The organism is Ralstonia sp. 24A2 (assembly GCF_051783885.1).
GTDB lineage: Bacteria > Pseudomonadota > Gammaproteobacteria > Burkholderiales > Burkholderiaceae > Ralstonia.
The window spans coordinates 1,315,695-1,331,290 of record NZ_JBPVZD010000002.1; the positions used below are offsets into that span (position 1 = coordinate 1,315,695).

The following is a 15,596-nucleotide window of genomic DNA, read 5'->3' on the forward strand; positions in this document are numbered from 1 at the left end:
GGCCCGGACGCTGGCGGGAATGTTCTGTTTAGTCGATCAACGCAGCGCAGCCTCCACCGCCCGGCCGACACGCAGGATGCGCGCATCGTCATTGGCGAGACCGCACAGCGACAGGCCGACCGGCAGTTCGCCGGAGGCATGGATGGGCAGCGTCAGTGCGCAGCCGTCCAGGAAATTGATGACGCTCGGGTTGCGCAGCGTCAGTGCGTTGGTGCGGAAGAACTGGGCGTCGTCGGCTTCGAGCGGGGCCACTTCCGGCGGCACGATGGCCACCGTCGGCATCAGCCATGCGTCCACGTTGCCCAGGCGCTTGCGCGCGGCGGCAATCATGCGGGTGCGGGCGTCGAGCACGTCGATGTAGGCGGCGGCACCCATCTGCTCACCACGGCGGATGCGCGCGGCAACGCGCTGGTCGTACTGCGCTTCGGCGCGCGCCAGCACCGGGCGATGCCATGCCCAGGCTTCGGCCGCCGTGAGGCCGCCACCGCCGTTGATCTCGGGCAGTTGCAGCAGTTCAGGAAAGTCGAAGCGCACGATATGCGCGCCGGCGCGTTGGAGTCGTTCGACGGCGCGGTTGAATGCGGTGGCGACCGTGTCGTCGAGGTCCGCGCCCACGTAGTCCTGCGTGATGCCGAAGCGCAGGCCGGCCAGCGGAACGGCGGCGGTATCCAGTGTTTCGCCACTCAGGATGGCATCGACGAGCGCGCAGCAATCGACCGAGTTAGCCAGCGGCCCACCCGAATCGAGCGAGGTGGACAGCGGCACGCCGCCCGTCATCGGTACGCGGCGCGCGGTGGGTTTGAAGCCGGTCAGGTTGCAGAAGGCCGACGGAATCCGGATCGAGCCGCCCGTGTCCGTACCCAAGGCCGCCACCGCCATGCCGCCCGCCACCGTGACTGCGCCGCCCGAGGTGGAACCGCCCGCCGCACGCGTGCCGTCTGCCGGCGTACGCGGCGTGCCGTAGTGCGGATTCAGGCCCAGGCCCGAGAACGCGAATTCGCTCATGTTGGTGCGGCCGAGCAGCACGGCTCCGGCCGCGCGCAGGCGTGCCACGGCTGCAGCATCCGCAGTGGCCGCGGGTTGGTGGGCCAGTGCACGCGAGCCCGCGGCCGTGACTTGGCCCGCCACGTCGAACAGATCCTTGATCGATACCGGCAGCCCCGCCAGCAGCGACGGCACATTGCCTGCCGCGCGTGCGGCATCGGCGGCACGTGCCATGGCCAGCGCGGCTTGCACATCGATGCTCACATAGGCGGCGCCACCCGCGGCGCGGTGCGATTCGGTGCGCTCCAGTGCGGTTTCGGTCAGCGCGACGCTGGTGATGCGGCCGGCAGCTAGGTCGGCGGCCAGTGCGCGGATCATGTTCGGGCGGGGCGTCATCATGCAGAGGGTCTCCGGTAGGTGGTGCGCTTCAGCCCTCAACGGGCAGCGTGTCGACAGCATACTGGTGGCGCAGCTCGGTGCCCGACGCCGGGTCGATGAGGGCCATGTCGAAAGCCTCGCCAAAGCCGAGTTCGCCGATGATCGGCTGCGTGCCGCAGAACATGGCGGTGCCCACCGGCAGCGTGTCGGTGCCGGTGTAGCGGCGGATCAGGTCGCGCGGGTCGAGCATGCGCGTGACGCTGCCTTCCTGGTATAGCGCCGTCTGGCCGTCGCGGGTGCGCCAGGTCTTCATCTGCAGGCTGTCCCAGTGATCGGCCAGCGCTTCGAAGCGCCACACGTCGCGGCTCACGGGCTTGGCGCACATCTGCTTGGAGACCGTCACGCCATACGCTTCGACCTTGCGGTCGGTATGGTCCGAGCCGATGCCGACCAGCAGGCCCAGCGGCGTGGAATACAGCACGAACTCCGCTTCACCCGACGAATCGGCGCCGGGAATCTCCACGCGCGCGTCGGTGGTCAGCAGCGAGTGCGATACGCGATAGAAGCACGGCACACGCGCGGGGCGCGCTACCCCAATCGCTTCGAGTTCTGCGATGTGGTGTTCAACGGCTTCGGCGTCGCGGCCGGTCCAGCCGGCAATGACGAGGTGGTCGACGGTCACGTCGATGAGGCCGTGGCCGATCAGGTTCAGGTGCAGCGTGGTCATGCGGTATCCGGGGGGAAGCAAACGAAGGGGAATCGGGATCAGAGCGTGCGGATGATCGTGCGGCGGAACTCGTCGATGTGCTCGCGGATGGCCTCGCGCGCGGCGGGCACGTCGCGGCGTTCCAGCGCGTCGAGCACGGCGAGGTGCTCGTCGTACACGTTCTGCAGGTGTTGCGGCTCTGACAGCGAGAGGAACCAGAAGCGCGCCTGCTTCTCGTGCAGGCCGCGCAGCAGTTCGGCCAGTACGCGGTTGCGCGAGGCGGCTGAGATGGCGAGGTGGAACTTGAGGTCCAGCGCCGCCAGTGCGGCAATGTCGCGGTGCTCGATCAGCGCAGGCGATGCGTCGACGATGGCGCGCATGGCTTCGAAGTCGGCCGGGTGGGCGCGCTCGGCGGCCAGCGTCACGCAGAGGATCTCGTTGGTGGCGCGCACCTCGATCATGTCGAGCACGTCGTTGAGCGACAGCGGCGTCACCAGCACGCCCTTGCGCGGCAGGATTTGCACCAGCCCTTCGACCTCCAGGCGATGCAGGGCCTGGTGGATCGGCGTGCGGCCCAGGCCCAGCAGCGCGGTGAGCTGCGCTTCGTTGAGCGGCTCGCCGGGGCGGAATTCGCACGCCATGATGCGGCGCTTGATCTCGCCATAAGCGAGCTCACGCAGGGCGGCGCCCTTGGGGGCATGCGCGGCGGGTTCGGCGGCGAATGGGGAAGATGCAGGCGCTTCAGCGGTAACCAGCTTGATCGGACGCGACATGAGGCAGTCTCGGATTTCGTAAAAGTCGAGTGATGGTATTGTGATATATCACTGAGCGTCAAGGCATCCACACGCCACAAAGGCCCTAGGGATTGCCCTGATCCGGCACGCTCTGGTTGTCTCCGATATTTGTTATAGACTGCAACAAATTTCACGGAGACAGCCATGAAGATCGCCATCATCGGCGCGGGCATCGGCGGGCTCACGCTCGCATTGATGGCCGAACGCCAGGGCTTCGAGGTCGAGGTGTGGGAGGCGGTGCAGACGCTGCGGCCGCTGGGCGTGGGCATCAATCTGCTGCCGCACGCCGCGCGCCAGTTGTGTGAACTGGGACTCGAAGACACGCTCGGTGCGTTGGCGATCCGCACCTCGGCACTGGCCTACTACAACCGTTTTGGCCAGCCGATCTGGCACGAGCCGCGTGGGCTGGCGGCGGGCTATGACTGGCCGCAGTTCTCTATCCACCGCGGCGAGTTTCAGATGGCACTGGCCGATGCCGTGGCCGAACGGCTCGGACCCGGTTGCATCCGGCTGGGTCACAGCTTTGACGCTATCCAATCGACTGGCGAGGGTGGTGGCCCCGTGCGCTTCACGCTGCGTGACCGCGCCAACGACACGCTCGTCGAATCGTCTGCCGACGTGCTGATCGGTGCGGACGGCATCCACTCCGCCGTGCGCCGCCAGTTCTATCCGGCCGGCGATGCACCGCGCTTCGCGGGCCGCATGCTCTGGCGTGCCACCACGGAGGCCGCGCCGTATCTCGACGGCCGCACCATGTTCATGGCCGGCCACCAGGACCAGAAGTTCGTCGCCTATCCGATCTCCGAGCCGCTGCGGCAGCAGGGCCGCTCGCTCATCAACTGGATTGCCGAGCTGCGCGTGCCCGACGAGGCGCCGCCGCGCAGCGACTGGAACCGCGAGGTCGACCGCGCCATCTTCCGCAGCGCCTTTGCGGACTGGAAATGGGATTGGATCGACATTCCCGCACTCATCGACGGCGCGCAGGCCGTGTATGAATTCCCGCTGGTCGACAAAGACCCGCTGCCGCGCTGGACCTTCGGGCGCGTGACGCTGCTGGGCGACGCGGCCCACCCGATGTACCCGATCGGCTCGAACGGCAGCGCCCAGGCCATTCTTGATGCGCGTGCACTGGTTGATTGCCTGCTCACCACGCGCGACACCGGCATCGCCCTGCGCGAATACGAGGCCGACCGCCTGCCGCGCACCGCCGGCATCGTGCTGCGCAACCGGCTCAATGGCCCCGAGCAGGTCATGCAGCTCGCACACGAACGCGCACCGCGAGGCTTTGCCCGCATCGACGACGTGATCCCGCGTGCGGAGCTGGAAGGGATCGCGATGCGCTATAAAAAACTGGCCGGCTTTGATCCGCAATCGCTGCGTGACCAGCCGCCGATGCCGGAACGCTCGCGCGTGCCCGCCTGAGCCAACGCTAACGAAACATCAGAAAAGAAGAGGGGACTCATGACCATCCGCCGCACCATCTGCGCCGCCGCCGCGCTCCTGCTTGTGCCCGCCGTCCATGCCGAGATTGTCGTGGGCGTGAGCCTGTCGACCACGGGGCCGTCGGCGTCGCTTGGCATTACGCAGAAGAACTCGCTGGCGTTCTATCCGGACGCCATCGGCGGCGAGAAGCTGCGCCTGGTGCTGGTGGATGACGCCTCCGACCCGAGCACCGGCGCACGCATGGCGCGCAAACTGGTGACGGAGGACCACGTGGACCTGATCGTCGGGTCGTCCGCCGTGGCGCCGTCGATTGCGATTGCCGAAGTTGCCACCGAATCGCAGACGCCGCAGTTGTCGCTCGCGCCCGTGGAGCTGAAGCCCGGCAAGGGCGATTGGACGTATCGCCTGGCGCAGCCGATTTCGCTGATGGCAGAGGCGATTGCTGCGCGCATGGCGTCGAGCGGCGTCAAGACCGTCGGCTTCATCGGCTTTGCCGATGCGTATGGCGAAAGCTGGCTGAAGGATTTCACGGCCGCCGCCACGCCGCGCGGCCTGAAGGTGGTCGATGTGGAGCGCTACGCGCGCGCTGATACCAATGTGACAGGGCAGGTCGCCAAGCTGATCAGCTTCAAGCCCGACGCCGTTCTCGTGGCGGGGGCAGGCACGGGCGCCGCGTTGCCGCACACCTCGCTGCGCGACCGCAGCTATACCGGGCCGATCTACCAGACGCACGGTGCGGCCACCAAGGACCTGATCCGTATCGGTGGCAAGGCGGTCGACGGGGCCATCCTGCCAGCCGGGCCGGTCATCGTGGCCGAGCAGTTGCCGGACAGCCATCCGAGCAAGAAGACTGCGCTGGAGTATGTGACGCGCTACGAGAAGACCTACGGGCCCGATTCACGCACGCAGTTCGGTGCCCACACGTGGGATGCGTTGCAGGTGCTTCAGCGCATCGTGCCGGTGGCGCTCAAGACGGCCAAACCGGGCACGCCGGAGTTCCGTCGCGCGCTCAGGAACGCGTTGGAGACTGAGCACGACATCGTCGTCTCGCACGGCGTGCTGAACTACACGGCCGCCGACCACTTCGGCTTTGATGCGCGCGGCCGCGTGCTGCTGACCATCGATCATGGCAAGTGGAAACTGCTGCCCGCCGATCAAGCTGTCGTGAAGAACTGAAGTTCTTCTCAGTTCATGGCCGACGGGCGCCTTGCCAACGATAATCGACGGGATCCGCATGCCTAATATCGCCATGTCGCGCCAACCCAAAGCCGAAGACTTGTACCCAGCCGTTGCCGAAACCGGTCACTTCAATCCGCATATCGCGGACGTGGAGTACGGCGCGCTCGACGGGCTGGTCGGCTATGCGGTGCGGCGCGCGCAGTTGCATATCTATGAAGATTTCGTGCGCTCGCTGCAGGCGTGGAACATCACGCCGCCGCGCTTCTCGGCCATGACCGTGATCGCGCACAATCCCAACCTCAAACTGACCGAGCTGGCCAACATTCTGGGCGTGGCGCGCTCCGGTGCAGTGCTGCTGGTGGATACGCTGGAAGACATGGGCATGGTCGAGCGGCAGCCGTCGCCAACGGACCGGCGCGCCTTCCGGCTGGTGCTCACGGCCAAAGGCGCCACCACGCTCGACGAGATCACGCGAGCGGTTACCGCGCATGATGCCCGCGTCACGGCGCATCTGTCCGTGGAGGAGAAGCAGCGCCTGCTGGGGTTGCTCAATAAATTGGCATCTGGGCCGGACGGCGGCTGAATGAAAGCGGCCCCGGGGTTTGAACCGCTCCCGGGGCCGCCGCATCTTTGGACTAGCTTAGCGCTTGTCTGCGTCAATCGCCTTTTGCCAGAGGTCCTTGTCGGGCGGGTAGAGCGAATCGAAGTGCTCGCGCAGTGTGCAGATTTCCTGCACGACCTCGAACGGAAAGCCCTGGCGACCGCCACGGTCGTCCATCTGCAGGCTGTCGAGGTAGCGCCGGCAGCCGATGAAATCGACCCATTTGGCGGCGATGGTATTGATGATGCGCGGGAATTTGCGGCCGAGCTCGATCGGCCGGACGTCGTCAGGCAGAGACGCGAGCCAGCGGATGGCTTCGCGGTTGAGCGCGAAGTCATCGGGTTTTGCCTCTTTGCGTTGGGACGTGGGATCGTGAGTCATGTCGGATGCACTTCCATGAAGCTTAGTGTACGCCGCGATCGGCCCGATCGGCAGCCCGACGGGCGAGGGTCTTGACGCACCGCCCGTTTAATTCGACCGCTGGGGCTGCCGATGTTCCCCCGATGGCCCCGGTTTGAGGCGTGTTGCGCGCCGCCTGATCCACTTTTACCCTCAAGTTTTGTGCAGGGCTGCCGATAAGCCAAGCGCGGTTTGGTTTGTTGGTGGCCCCGAGCATCCACCTGGGTCGTAGACCCGAGCGGCCAAAACGGCGTCAGTGTCGGCTGACGTACCGCATCCCTATTTCAATCAAAACCGGACTTCGAGCCGAGGCAGGCAGGGTATGAAGCGAATCGATGCGAACCAATTGCGTGTCGGTATGTTTGTGATGAAGCTGGGCGGGTCCTGGCTGAAACATCCGTTCTGGCGTACGCAGTTTCAGTTGTCGCACCAGGGTCAGATCGACGACATCCTCAAAGCAGGTATTACCGAGATCTGGATCGATCCGGAGCGCGGTGAGGACGTTGTCGCCCAGAGCCTGATGCCCAAGCCGGCCCCTGCTGTTGCGCCCGAGCCCGAGCCGCTTACGCGCGAGACCGTGCGCGCCCGCCCGCCCGTTACGCCCACGTCGCTCAAGGAAGAGTGGCAGCACGCCCAGAAGCTGATGCAGAACGGCAAGGCCACGCTCGGCCACATGTTTGCCGAAGCCCGCATGGGCCGCGCGCTTGAGACCGACAAGGCGCTGCTGCTGGTGGACGACGTGTCCAACTCGCTGGCGCGCAACTCCTATGCGCTGATCGCCCTGGCCCGCCTGAAGAACAAGGACGACTACACCTACCTGCATTCGTTTGCCGTCTGCGCGCTGATGGTGGCGCTGGCGCGCACGCTGGGCCTGCCAGAAGACGAGATCCGCGAATGCGGCCTGGGTGGGCTGGTGCACGACATCGGCAAATCGGCCATGCCGCGCACGCTGCTCGACAAGAGCACGGCGTTGACCAAGGATGAGCTGGCGCTGCTGCAGACCCACGCCGTGGGCGGTCATCACCTGTTGATGGGCACCGGCCAGTTCAGCGAGATCGCGCGTGAGATCTGCCTGCATCACCACGAGCGTATTGACGGCAGTGGTTACCCCGACGCGCAGAAGGCCGACGGGATCAGCCTGTGGGCCAAGATGGGCGCCATCTGCGATGTGTATGACACGTTGACGTCGAGCAGCCCGTATCACCATGCATGGTCGCCGGCGCAGGCGCTCAAGTACATGATGGCCCGCACCGACACGCAGTTCGATCGCACGGTGTTCCAGGCCTTCACGCGTAGCGTGGGCATCTACCCGGTCGGTACGCTGGTCAAGCTGCGCACCAATCGCCTGGGCGTGGTCGTCAACCAGAACGAGGCGTCGGCCCTCAAGCCGGACATCGTTGTGTTCTATTCCGGCAATACCAAGACCCGCGTGCGCCCCGAGCGCATCAGCCTGGGCAAGTCGGACGATTCCATCGTCACGGTGGAAGATGCCGCCACCTGGGGTTTGTCGGACGAGGAAGTCTCCGACATGTGCCTGGTTTGAAGCAGCAGCGCCGCCAAAGTGCGGCGCGCTTCATTTGGCAAGCCCCTTTCGTTTTTGTGTATTTTTCTTAACACGGACTTCAATAAACTTCATGCCGCACCCCTCTAAAGTGGGGTACCGTTGAGTCGTTGATTTTTACGTTGTTGACTGATTGCCATAAAGAGCAGCGGCAGCAACCTCTCAAACAAACGATTCGGTCTTCCGGGGGGTGACATGAACGTTTCCAACATGCTGCGGGCGGCTTCCGATTGGGTGACCCAGTCGCGCGCCTTCAATGTCACGCAATCGGTTGCGCACCATCGCACCGAGAGCGATGCACTGTCGCACTGGAAGCTCGACATCTGGCACAAGAGCGTGCCGTTCCTGCTCGAGGGCGGGCTGGCCGAGCCTGCGCATCAGCTGTTTCCCAAGCATCTGGCGCATGCCGACTGGGTGGATGATCTCCACCACCATCTGAGCCAACTGGTGGGTGTGCGCCGTGAGCATTGCCAGATCGACATTCGTGCGGTGACGGGGCTGGCGCAGTCGCCGTGCTCGGTGCACTCGTTCCCGAGCATGCTGGTGTTTGCGCACCAGCATTGCCGCCGCATTCCGCACAGCACCGATGCAGACTTTGCTGCCAACAAGCGCCACGTGTTCCGCTATGCGGACCAGACCAACGTGTTTCGCGCGTATGACTTTGCCGGCGGCGAACTCTTCTTCATGAATGAATGGGGCGCGCACCATTTTGCTGCGCTGGCGCTGCAGGCACGCACGCAGAACCGCGCACTGCTGGTCGATGCCGAGGTGCGCCATGCACGCTCCGCGCTGGGCCTGCGCCGGCTGCTGGACGGCTTCCATGTGATTGCCGCACGCCGTCAGGGGCAGCAGCGTTATGGCACGCGTTTGTCGGAAGCGCTCGCCAGCCACCAGGTGCCGCACCGCTGGATGCACGGCCGCCGCGAGACCGAGGGCTTTGAGCTGTGCTTCCTGCCGAAGGCTGACCGCTTTGCCAACTGCGTGGGTGAACAACTCATTCGTGATGGCTGGTTCGACTATGGCACCTGGCTGGCCAACCTTCACGACGCCACTGAGGTGGGCGCCCCGGCCCAGCGTGCCGAGGTTGCCCGCAAGGCCCGCCCGAACTGGAAACGTGTGCCCGTGCCGAGCCTGGGCGTGCCGACCGGTTTCGCGCCAGGCTTCGCGCACACGCGCTTGTAATACGAAGGCGGTAGGGTTGCGGCCGGGTTTTCCCTGCCACTGCCCTCCGCCCGACGGATTGCCGAATTGGGCGGCCGGTGTCAGAATTCGCAACTTAGTTGCATTGGGCGCTCAGTCACCTGAAAGATTGCGCGCCGGCATCCGCTCCTCAAACTGTGCGCGCCTTCCGCTCTTCTTTCTCGCACCTGCGCTGGCTGTCTTGCCTGCTGGTCGTGCTGCTGCTGTTCGGTCAGCAGGGCGCGCTGCGGCATGCGCTGTCGCATTGGAGTGAAGGGGCTTCGGTTGAACTGAGCGTTGCGGCCAAGCCTGCCGGCACCGAGCGCGGCAGTCAGCCCGCGCAGGAGCATGCCGCCTGCTTGCATTGCGCGGCCTTTGCTGCGCTCGCGGCGGCGCTGCCGGCGCTGCTTGTGCTGCGTTTGCGCAGTACGCGGCGCTGGCACTTTCCTCATGTTGGCTTCCGCGCTGCGGCACCGGTCTTTCCGGTGGCCGTCTGTTCGCGCGATCCACCGTTCTGCCTTTGATTCTCGACTTGCCTGTCGGCCTGCGCGTTGTTGTGTTGATGCATGCGCGGGCCGCTGTTTGACGCATTCGCTCGATTCAAAGGTCTTTCCATGATTCCGTTCCAGCCCCGCAAGCTGGTGGTGGCGCTTGCCGCCGTGCTGCCATCCGTCGCCTCCGTTTCTGCACTGGCCCAGGAGGCCCCAACGCCCGCTACGCCGACACCACCGGCCGCAGCGCCAGCCACCCCCTCCGCCACGCCTGCCAAGTCGGCCACGCCGGCTGCCACCAGCGTGCGCGACCTCAGCGAAACCCGTGTCACGGCCAAACGCCTGGACGCTGCGCGCAATGCGCTGTCGCCCGACACCGGCAGTTCGGTCTACAAGTTCGACACTGACGACATCGCTCGCCTGCCGCTGGGCGATGCCACCCCGCTGAACCAGGTGCTGCTGCAAGCGCCGGGCGTGGTGCAGGATTCGTATGGCCAATTGCACGTGCGGGGGGACCACTCCAACCTGCAATACCGCATCAACGGCGTGATCGTCCCTGAGCCGATCAGTGGCTTCGGGCAGATGCTCGACACGCGCTTCGCCAACCAGATCAACGTGCTGACCGGCGCGCTGCCGGCGCAGTACGGCTATCGCACGGCCGGCATTGTGGACATCACCACCAAGGGCGCTGCCACCGATGAGGACGGCGAGCCCAAGGCCTTTGGCGGCGAGATCGGCACGGTGCTTGGCAGCAACGCCACGCACGAGGTCAATGCGCAGATTCACGGCACGAAAGACCGCTTCAGCTATTACCTGTCGGGCGTGTTTGCCGAGAACAATCTCGGCATCGAGAACCCGACGGGCAACCGCAACGCCACGCATGACCACACCACGCAGAACAAGTCGTTCGGCATGCTCTCGTACCTGCTCGACAACGACAGCCGCGTGAGCTTCATGTTTGGTTCGTCCAACGGCCGCTTCCAGATTCCGACGCGCCCTGGGCTCGATCCGAAGTTCACGCTGGATGGCGTGGTGCCGCCGGCGTCGCAAGCGCTCAACGCCAACCAGCGCGAGAAGACAGATTTCCAGATCCTGACGTATCAGCAGAAGGTATCGCCCAAGCTGGACTACCAGGTGTCGGTGTTCCGCCGTTCCAGCCGCATCGATTACACGCCCGATCCGATCGGGGATCTCGTCTACAACGGCGTGGCGGCTGACCTCACCCGCCGCAACCAGGCCTACGGCCTGCAGGGCGACGCGAGCTACAAGCTCAATGACAAGCACACGCTGCGCGCTGGCGTGTTTGTGCAACGAGAGCGCTTCGGCACCGACAACACCTCCAGCGTGTTCTCCGCCGACGACACTGGCGCGCAGACCAGCGGCACGCCGTTCACCATCGTCGACAACCACAGCGGCACCGGCACGACGATGGGCGTCTACCTGCAGGACGAGTGGAAGCCGACCGATAAGCTCACCGTCAACTACGGTGCGCGCTACGACCGCGTCAACACCATCGTCAGCGAGCAGCAGTTGAGCCCGCGCCTGGGTCTGACCTACGACCTGACGCCACGCACCCGCGTGCACGCCGGCTACGCGCGCTATTTCACGCCGCCGCCGACCGAGAAGTTCGATGCCACGTCGGTGCAGGCCTTCTCCGGCACGACCAATGCGCTGCCGTCGGATGCCAATACGGCGGTCAAGTCGGAGCGCTCGAACTACTTTGATCTGGGTGTTTCGCACCAAGTCACGCCGCACCTCACGCTGGGTCTGGATGCGTATTACCGCGACGTGCGCCATCTGCAGGACGAGGGGCAGTTCGGCAATGCGTTGCTGTACTCAGCGTTCAACTACGAGCGCGGCCGCATCTACGGCCTGGAAGGCAGCGCCAACTATCGCAACGGCAACCTGGGTGCGTATGTGAACGTGGCGGTGTCGCGCGCGCAGGGCAAGGGCATCGAGACCGGTCAGTTCAATTTCGGTGCGGATGAGCTGGCCTACATCAACAGCCACTGGGTCAATCTGGACCACGACCAGCGTTTGACGGCATCGGCAGGGGTGTCGTACCTGTACTCGGGCACGACCTACACCAGCGATGTGCTGTTCGGCACGGGCCTGCGAAACGGCTTCGCCAATACCGACCACCTGCCGGCCTACTGGCAGATGAATCTGGGTGCTGCGCGCGACTTCAACTTGCCGATGCTCGGCAAGTTCAAGACACGCCTGACCGTGCTGAACATCTTCGACCGCAGCTACCAGCTGCGCGACGGCACCGGCATCGGCGTGGGTGCGCCGCAGTTTGCGCCGCGTCGTACGTTCCTCCTGTCGGTCAGCAAGCCGTTCTAGGAACCTGCCCACTATCCTACTGCGCGCCCCGATCTTGGCCCTGTGATGCTCGCCGTACCCCGTGTACGGCTGCGCTTCTCGGGTCAACCTCGGGGCGCTCGCCACGGATCGTGAACAGGTTCCAGCGGCATGGGCCAGCCTCTTCGGCTGGCCCGCGTCCCCCATCACATCGGCGGGACGAGTCCGTCCTTGCCGACCAGCACGCGCTGCGCAGTCAGCGCGCCTTGCGCATCGGGGCGCACGAACAGCACCACGTGCGCACCCGCCTTCAGCTCATCACGCCGCCCCGGCGCGAAGGCGACGATCGGCACATCTGCCGGCACCACGATGCGCTGCTCCCCATCCTTGTACTTGACCGACAGCGTGCGGCCTTGTGCGCCTGCCTGGGTATCCATGACCGCGCCGGCCTGCTCGACTGTGCCGTTGGTCATCGAGCTGTTCGGGCCCAGGTCATATGGGCGATGGCCGTCACCCGTGCCGCGCATGGCTTCGGGAAACACATGTACTTCCAGCGCGCGCAGCGTGCCGTCAGGCTGTTTGACGGCGGCCGTGCCGATGTAGCTGCCGGCCTGAATGGCCGACGGCTCGATGGGGGCAACTTCGGTGACGGTCGCATCGGCGGGCAGGGTGACGGTGGCCTTGTTGCCGGACTTGTCGGACACGTCGATGGCATTGCCGTGCGTGGCAACGATGGTCGCGCGCACGCGGGCGGGTGGCGCACTGTCGGCGGCGAAGGTGGTTTGCGTGAAGAGCGAGGCGGCGGCGAGGGCCAGTGCGGCGAAGGTGCCGGCTGCGGAAGACAGGCGTGGCATGGCGGTTTCCAGTGGGATGTGTCCAAACGTGGGCGGGGCGGACGGCGAGTCCGAGCGCCAGTGTAGGGCGCAGGCTGCGCATGCGCTGGCGGCACTTGATTACAAATGGTTAGCCGCGTCGCTGCCCAGGTACGCCTTTGCCCTTGTTGGTGGGCCGGCCGCGGCGCATGTTCTCCGCCCAGTCGGTGCCGCCGGTGGGGGAGCGCAGCGGCACGTGGCGTTCAACGTGCGGCGGGTGTGCCGATGGGCTGCGATTTGTGTCGGCGGTATTGTCGGTGGAGCGGCGGTCGTCGTGGTCGTCGTGGGTGGGGTGTGCCATCGAGCGTCTCCGCTGCGAGCTGCGCTTGCGGCGCGATAGCCAACGTGCAGCAAGGCAGATGCCTGCACGGCAGGGCGGTTCCTGCCGTGCTCACGTGGTACGTCGGTTGCGTCCGCTTGTGAGCGGAACCACATGCCATGCCGAGCAGGAGCCCGACGATGAAGCCGCAGAAGCATCCTTCGCAACACAAGCCAGGCGCCGAGCGTCAGAAACACGACGACCGCGTCGATCGCGTCAAACCGAATCGCCCCGTTTTGCCCAGTGAGAGCGCGGTCGGCGAGGAAGACCCGGGAGACTACGAAAACGCTTCCATTCGCCGGGATGATGGCCACCCCAACCCAGACCCCGCGCCGCCGCGCGAGCGCTAGGCGCGCCCGCGCCGTGTCTGCTGCCGCCCGCCGAGCAACGCCAGCCAGCGACGCAGTGGTGCGAGCAGCGCCCACCGGTACGGCGGTTCAGCGGGCACGAGTACGCACAGTTGCGCGCCGCCTGGCCGGTCCGCATGCAGGCCCCACCAGCCGGAAGTCTCCAGCGTATGCGCATGGCCTTCCGTGAAGGTCTGGCGGATGCGGTATGCCTCGCCGGCCAGCCAGCACGGCGGGTGCTCCAGCGTGATGCTGCCCGCCAGCACCACCACGGTGGTACGTGCCGGCAACCATTCGAGGCGGGATTCACCGCGTAGCAAGGCGGGCCATTCGGTATGGAGCGTGGTGTCGGGGGTGCTGGCGGTCATGTTGGTCTCCAGTGCATGACTGCAGCGTAGGGAAGCGACCCCGGCCATAACAGACACAGAAAGCGCCGCTTGCACCACAACAGCGCCCGCATTGTGCCCATCTGTTACGGTACAGTTTGACATCGTCTGTATCTGTTGCGGTGAGGGCCACGCCTGCATGATTTGCGGGAAACTCCCACCGTCGCCCGCCTGTTATGACCGTCACCGAGTTGACCCTCCCGCCCATGCAGCCCGCACAGCCTCTGTATCGGATGCTGGCAGATCATTACCTCGGCGCAATCCGCAGTGGGGTACTCATGCCGGGCGAGCGCATGCCGTCGGTGCGTATGCTGATGCGCACGCATGGGGTGAGCCTGTCGACTGCGCTGCAGGTATGCCGCCACCTCGAAGCCGAGGGGTGGCTGGAAGCGCGCGAGCGCTCGGGCTACTTCGTGCGTCAGCCGCGTCGTGCGTTGCTGGCGCCGGTGGGGGAGCCCGACGTCGGCACGCCGGACCCGGCCGCGTATGTGGGTGTCCATGCGCGCATATCGGCCATTGTGGCGCGCGGGCAGCAGGCCAATGTGCACATCGATCTGTCCGGGGCAAGTGGGGATGCGGCGCTCTATCCGTCGGCTACGCTCAACCGGATCGCCGCCCAGGTGCTGCGCCAGCATCCGTTGCTGCTCACGCAGGCGGTCATACCTAACGGGCATCCGGAATTACAGACTGCCGTGGCGCGCCGCATGCTCGACATCGGCATCCAGCTCGCGCCCGACGACGTGGTCATCACGCACGGGTGTATCGAGGCAGTCAATCTGGCACTGCGCGCCGTTGCGCAGCCGGGCGATACCGTGGCCGTGGAGTCGCCCACGTACTACGGGCTGCTGCAGGCGCTGGAAAGCCTGGGGCTACGCGCGGTGGAGATCCCGACCAGCCCGCGCACCGGCATGTCGCTGGAAGCCTTGCAGATGGCGGTGCAGGCCTACGGCAACATCCGCGCCGTGGTGGTGGTGCCCAATCTGCAGAACCCGCTCGGCAGCATCATGCCGGACACCGCCAAGCGGCGCATGGCGGCCTTCTGCGAGGCCCACGACATCGCCCTCATTGAAGACGACACCTACAGCCCGCTGGCCGACAGCCCCACGCCGCTCAAGGCGATCAAGGCGTGGGATCGCACGGGCAACGTCATCTATTGCGCGTCATTGCGCAAGACGTTCGCGCCCGGCCTGCGCCTGGGCTGGATGGCCGCAGGGCGCTGGCATGAGCGTGTCCAGATGCTGAAGTTTGCCCAGTCGCGGCCGAATGATTCATGGCCGCAGGTGCTGGCCGCGCGCTTCATTGCGTCGGGGGCGTATGACCGACATCTGCGCACGCTGCGCCAGACCTTGTGCAAGCAGCGCGAGGCCATGGCGGAGTCGATTGCGGCGTGCTTCCCGGCGGGCACGCGGCTCTCGGTGCCCTCGGGCGGGGTGGCGATGTGGGTGGAGTTGCCGACCAATGTCTCATCGGTGGCGCTGTTTGATGCGGCGCTGGCGCAGGGCATTCGCATCGCACCGGGGACGATGTTCTCGAACCTCAACCGCTTCGATCACTTCTTCCGCATCTGCTTCGGGCTGCCGCCTTCGGCCAACCTGGAGGCCGCATTGGCCACGCTGGGTGAGCTGACGCGGCAACTGACCGAAGCGTAGTCACTGG

General features: G+C 65.7%; 16 protein-coding genes. 9 read left to right on the top strand and 7 right to left on the bottom strand.

Annotated elements, in window-relative coordinates:
• Window positions 1-36: 36 nt before the first annotated feature.
• Genes ACS13N_RS11055 through ACS13N_RS11065 form a run of 3 tightly spaced genes read right to left on the bottom strand, consistent with a single transcriptional unit; the run spans window position 37 to window position 2,841 of the window.
• Window positions 37-1,383 carry an amidase gene (locus tag ACS13N_RS11055; RefSeq protein ID WP_438931702.1) on the bottom strand — a complete coding sequence of 449 codons (1,347 nt, stop codon included), beginning with the start codon at window positions 1,381-1,383 and terminating at the stop codon, window positions 37-39.
• A gap of 28 nt (window positions 1,384-1,411) precedes the next feature.
• Window positions 1,412-2,089, bottom strand: a complete 678-nt coding sequence (locus ACS13N_RS11060; protein WP_438931703.1) for a DUF2848 domain-containing protein — start codon at window positions 2,087-2,089, stop codon at window positions 1,412-1,414.
• A 38-nt stretch (window positions 2,090-2,127) separates the two neighbouring features.
• Window positions 2,128-2,841 (bottom strand): GntR family transcriptional regulator, encoded by a 714-nt coding sequence (locus tag ACS13N_RS11065; protein WP_438931704.1) that lies wholly within the window; start codon window positions 2,839-2,841, stop codon window positions 2,128-2,130.
• A gap of 165 nt (window positions 2,842-3,006) precedes the next feature.
• Between ACS13N_RS11065 and ACS13N_RS11070 the strand changes: the two genes are divergently transcribed.
• The 3 genes from ACS13N_RS11070 (at window position 3,007) to ACS13N_RS11080 (ending at window position 6,067) form a co-directional block, all read left to right on the top strand.
• A complete protein-coding gene (locus tag ACS13N_RS11070) occupies window positions 3,007-4,284 on the top strand; it encodes a flavin-dependent oxidoreductase (RefSeq protein WP_438931705.1) in 1,278 nt (425 codons plus the stop codon).
• 39 nt (window positions 4,285-4,323) lie between these two features.
• Window positions 4,324-5,481, top strand: coding sequence for an ABC transporter substrate-binding protein (locus ACS13N_RS11075; protein ID WP_438931706.1), 1,158 nt, complete (start codon window positions 4,324-4,326; stop codon window positions 5,479-5,481).
• A 73-nt stretch (window positions 5,482-5,554) separates the two neighbouring features.
• Entirely contained in the window at window positions 5,555-6,067 is a 513-nt protein-coding gene (locus ACS13N_RS11080; protein ID WP_438932830.1) for a MarR family winged helix-turn-helix transcriptional regulator, read from the top strand.
• A gap of 57 nt (window positions 6,068-6,124) precedes the next feature.
• Here the strand turns inward: ACS13N_RS11080 and ACS13N_RS11085 are convergent, their stop codons facing one another.
• Complete coding sequence (locus tag ACS13N_RS11085) at window positions 6,125-6,466, bottom strand: hypothetical protein (RefSeq protein WP_438931707.1); 342 nt, start codon at window positions 6,464-6,466, stop codon at window positions 6,125-6,127.
• Window positions 6,467-6,806: 340 nt separating this feature from the next.
• Here ACS13N_RS11085 and ACS13N_RS11090 point away from each other — a divergent pair, with 340 nt between their 5' ends.
• The 4 genes from ACS13N_RS11090 to ACS13N_RS11105 all read left to right on the top strand — a co-directional run bounded on the left by ACS13N_RS11090 (window position 6,807) and on the right by ACS13N_RS11105 (window position 12,058).
• Entirely contained in the window at window positions 6,807-8,027 is a 1,221-nt protein-coding gene (locus ACS13N_RS11090; RefSeq protein WP_438931708.1) for an HD-GYP domain-containing protein, read from the top strand.
• A gap of 213 nt (window positions 8,028-8,240) precedes the next feature.
• A complete protein-coding gene (locus ACS13N_RS11095; RefSeq protein WP_438931709.1) occupies window positions 8,241-9,227 on the top strand; it encodes a DUF6685 family protein in 987 nt (328 codons plus the stop codon).
• Between the two features lie 155 nt (window positions 9,228-9,382).
• Window positions 9,383-9,748, top strand: coding sequence for a hypothetical protein (locus ACS13N_RS11100; RefSeq protein ID WP_438931710.1), 366 nt, complete (start codon window positions 9,383-9,385; stop codon window positions 9,746-9,748).
• 90 nt (window positions 9,749-9,838) lie between these two features.
• Window positions 9,839-12,058, top strand: coding sequence for a TonB-dependent receptor (locus ACS13N_RS11105; protein WP_438931711.1), 2,220 nt, complete (start codon window positions 9,839-9,841; stop codon window positions 12,056-12,058).
• 164 nt (window positions 12,059-12,222) lie between these two features.
• Here ACS13N_RS11105 and ACS13N_RS11110 read toward each other — a convergent pair whose 3' ends face one another.
• Complete coding sequence (locus tag ACS13N_RS11110) at window positions 12,223-12,870, bottom strand: hypothetical protein (protein WP_438931712.1); 648 nt, start codon at window positions 12,868-12,870, stop codon at window positions 12,223-12,225.
• Between the two features lie 109 nt (window positions 12,871-12,979).
• Window positions 12,980-13,189 (bottom strand): hypothetical protein, encoded by a 210-nt coding sequence (locus ACS13N_RS11115; RefSeq protein ID WP_438931713.1) that lies wholly within the window; start codon window positions 13,187-13,189, stop codon window positions 12,980-12,982.
• Window positions 13,190-13,347: 158 nt separating this feature from the next.
• On the opposite strand from ACS13N_RS11115, the gene ACS13N_RS11120 reads away from it, so the two are divergent.
• The gene (locus tag ACS13N_RS11120; RefSeq protein ID WP_438931714.1) at window positions 13,348-13,557 is read left to right on the top strand and encodes a hypothetical protein; all 210 of its coding nucleotides are present in this window, start codon (window positions 13,348-13,350) and stop codon (window positions 13,555-13,557) included.
• On the opposite strand, the gene ACS13N_RS11125 is transcribed toward ACS13N_RS11120, so the two are convergent.
• Window positions 13,554-13,922: a hypothetical protein gene (locus ACS13N_RS11125; protein ID WP_438931715.1), complete on the bottom strand. Its 369-nt coding sequence runs from the start codon at window positions 13,920-13,922 to the stop codon at window positions 13,554-13,556. The two genes, ACS13N_RS11120 and ACS13N_RS11125, sit on opposite strands and share 4 nt — an antisense overlap.
• Window positions 13,923-14,116: 194 nt before the next feature.
• Between ACS13N_RS11125 and ACS13N_RS11130 the strand changes: the two genes are divergently transcribed.
• On the top strand, window positions 14,117-15,589 hold the full coding sequence (locus ACS13N_RS11130; RefSeq protein ID WP_438931716.1) for a PLP-dependent aminotransferase family protein: 1,473 nt from the start codon (window positions 14,117-14,119) through the stop codon (window positions 15,587-15,589).
• Window positions 15,590-15,596 lie beyond the last annotated feature (7 nt).

Coding starts and splice junctions, on each gene's coding strand:
- ACS13N_RS11060 (WP_438931703.1), bottom strand. CDS start 2,089: ATGACCACGCTGCACCTGAACCTGATCGGCCACGGCCTCATCGACGTG.
- ACS13N_RS11080 (WP_438932830.1), top strand. CDS start 5,555: ATGTCGCGCCAACCCAAAGCCGAAGACTTGTACCCAGCCGTTGCCGAA.
- ACS13N_RS11095 (WP_438931709.1), top strand. CDS start 8,241: ATGAACGTTTCCAACATGCTGCGGGCGGCTTCCGATTGGGTGACCCAG.
- ACS13N_RS11125 (WP_438931715.1), bottom strand. CDS start 13,922: ATGACCGCCAGCACCCCCGACACCACGCTCCATACCGAATGGCCCGCC.
- ACS13N_RS11065 (WP_438931704.1), bottom strand. CDS start 2,841: ATGTCGCGTCCGATCAAGCTGGTTACCGCTGAAGCGCCTGCATCTTCC.
- ACS13N_RS11085 (WP_438931707.1), bottom strand. CDS start 6,466: ATGACTCACGATCCCACGTCCCAACGCAAAGAGGCAAAACCCGATGAC.
- ACS13N_RS11090 (WP_438931708.1), top strand. CDS start 6,807: ATGAAGCGAATCGATGCGAACCAATTGCGTGTCGGTATGTTTGTGATG.
- ACS13N_RS11110 (WP_438931712.1), bottom strand. CDS start 12,870: ATGCCACGCCTGTCTTCCGCAGCCGGCACCTTCGCCGCACTGGCCCTC.
- ACS13N_RS11075 (WP_438931706.1), top strand. CDS start 4,324: ATGACCATCCGCCGCACCATCTGCGCCGCCGCCGCGCTCCTGCTTGTG.
- ACS13N_RS11115 (WP_438931713.1), bottom strand. CDS start 13,189: ATGGCACACCCCACCCACGACGACCACGACGACCGCCGCTCCACCGAC.
- ACS13N_RS11105 (WP_438931711.1), top strand. CDS start 9,839: ATGATTCCGTTCCAGCCCCGCAAGCTGGTGGTGGCGCTTGCCGCCGTG.
- ACS13N_RS11070 (WP_438931705.1), top strand. CDS start 3,007: ATGAAGATCGCCATCATCGGCGCGGGCATCGGCGGGCTCACGCTCGCA.
- ACS13N_RS11055 (WP_438931702.1), bottom strand. CDS start 1,383: ATGATGACGCCCCGCCCGAACATGATCCGCGCACTGGCCGCCGACCTA.
- ACS13N_RS11120 (WP_438931714.1), top strand. CDS start 13,348: ATGAAGCCGCAGAAGCATCCTTCGCAACACAAGCCAGGCGCCGAGCGT.
- ACS13N_RS11130 (WP_438931716.1), top strand. CDS start 14,117: ATGACCGTCACCGAGTTGACCCTCCCGCCCATGCAGCCCGCACAGCCT.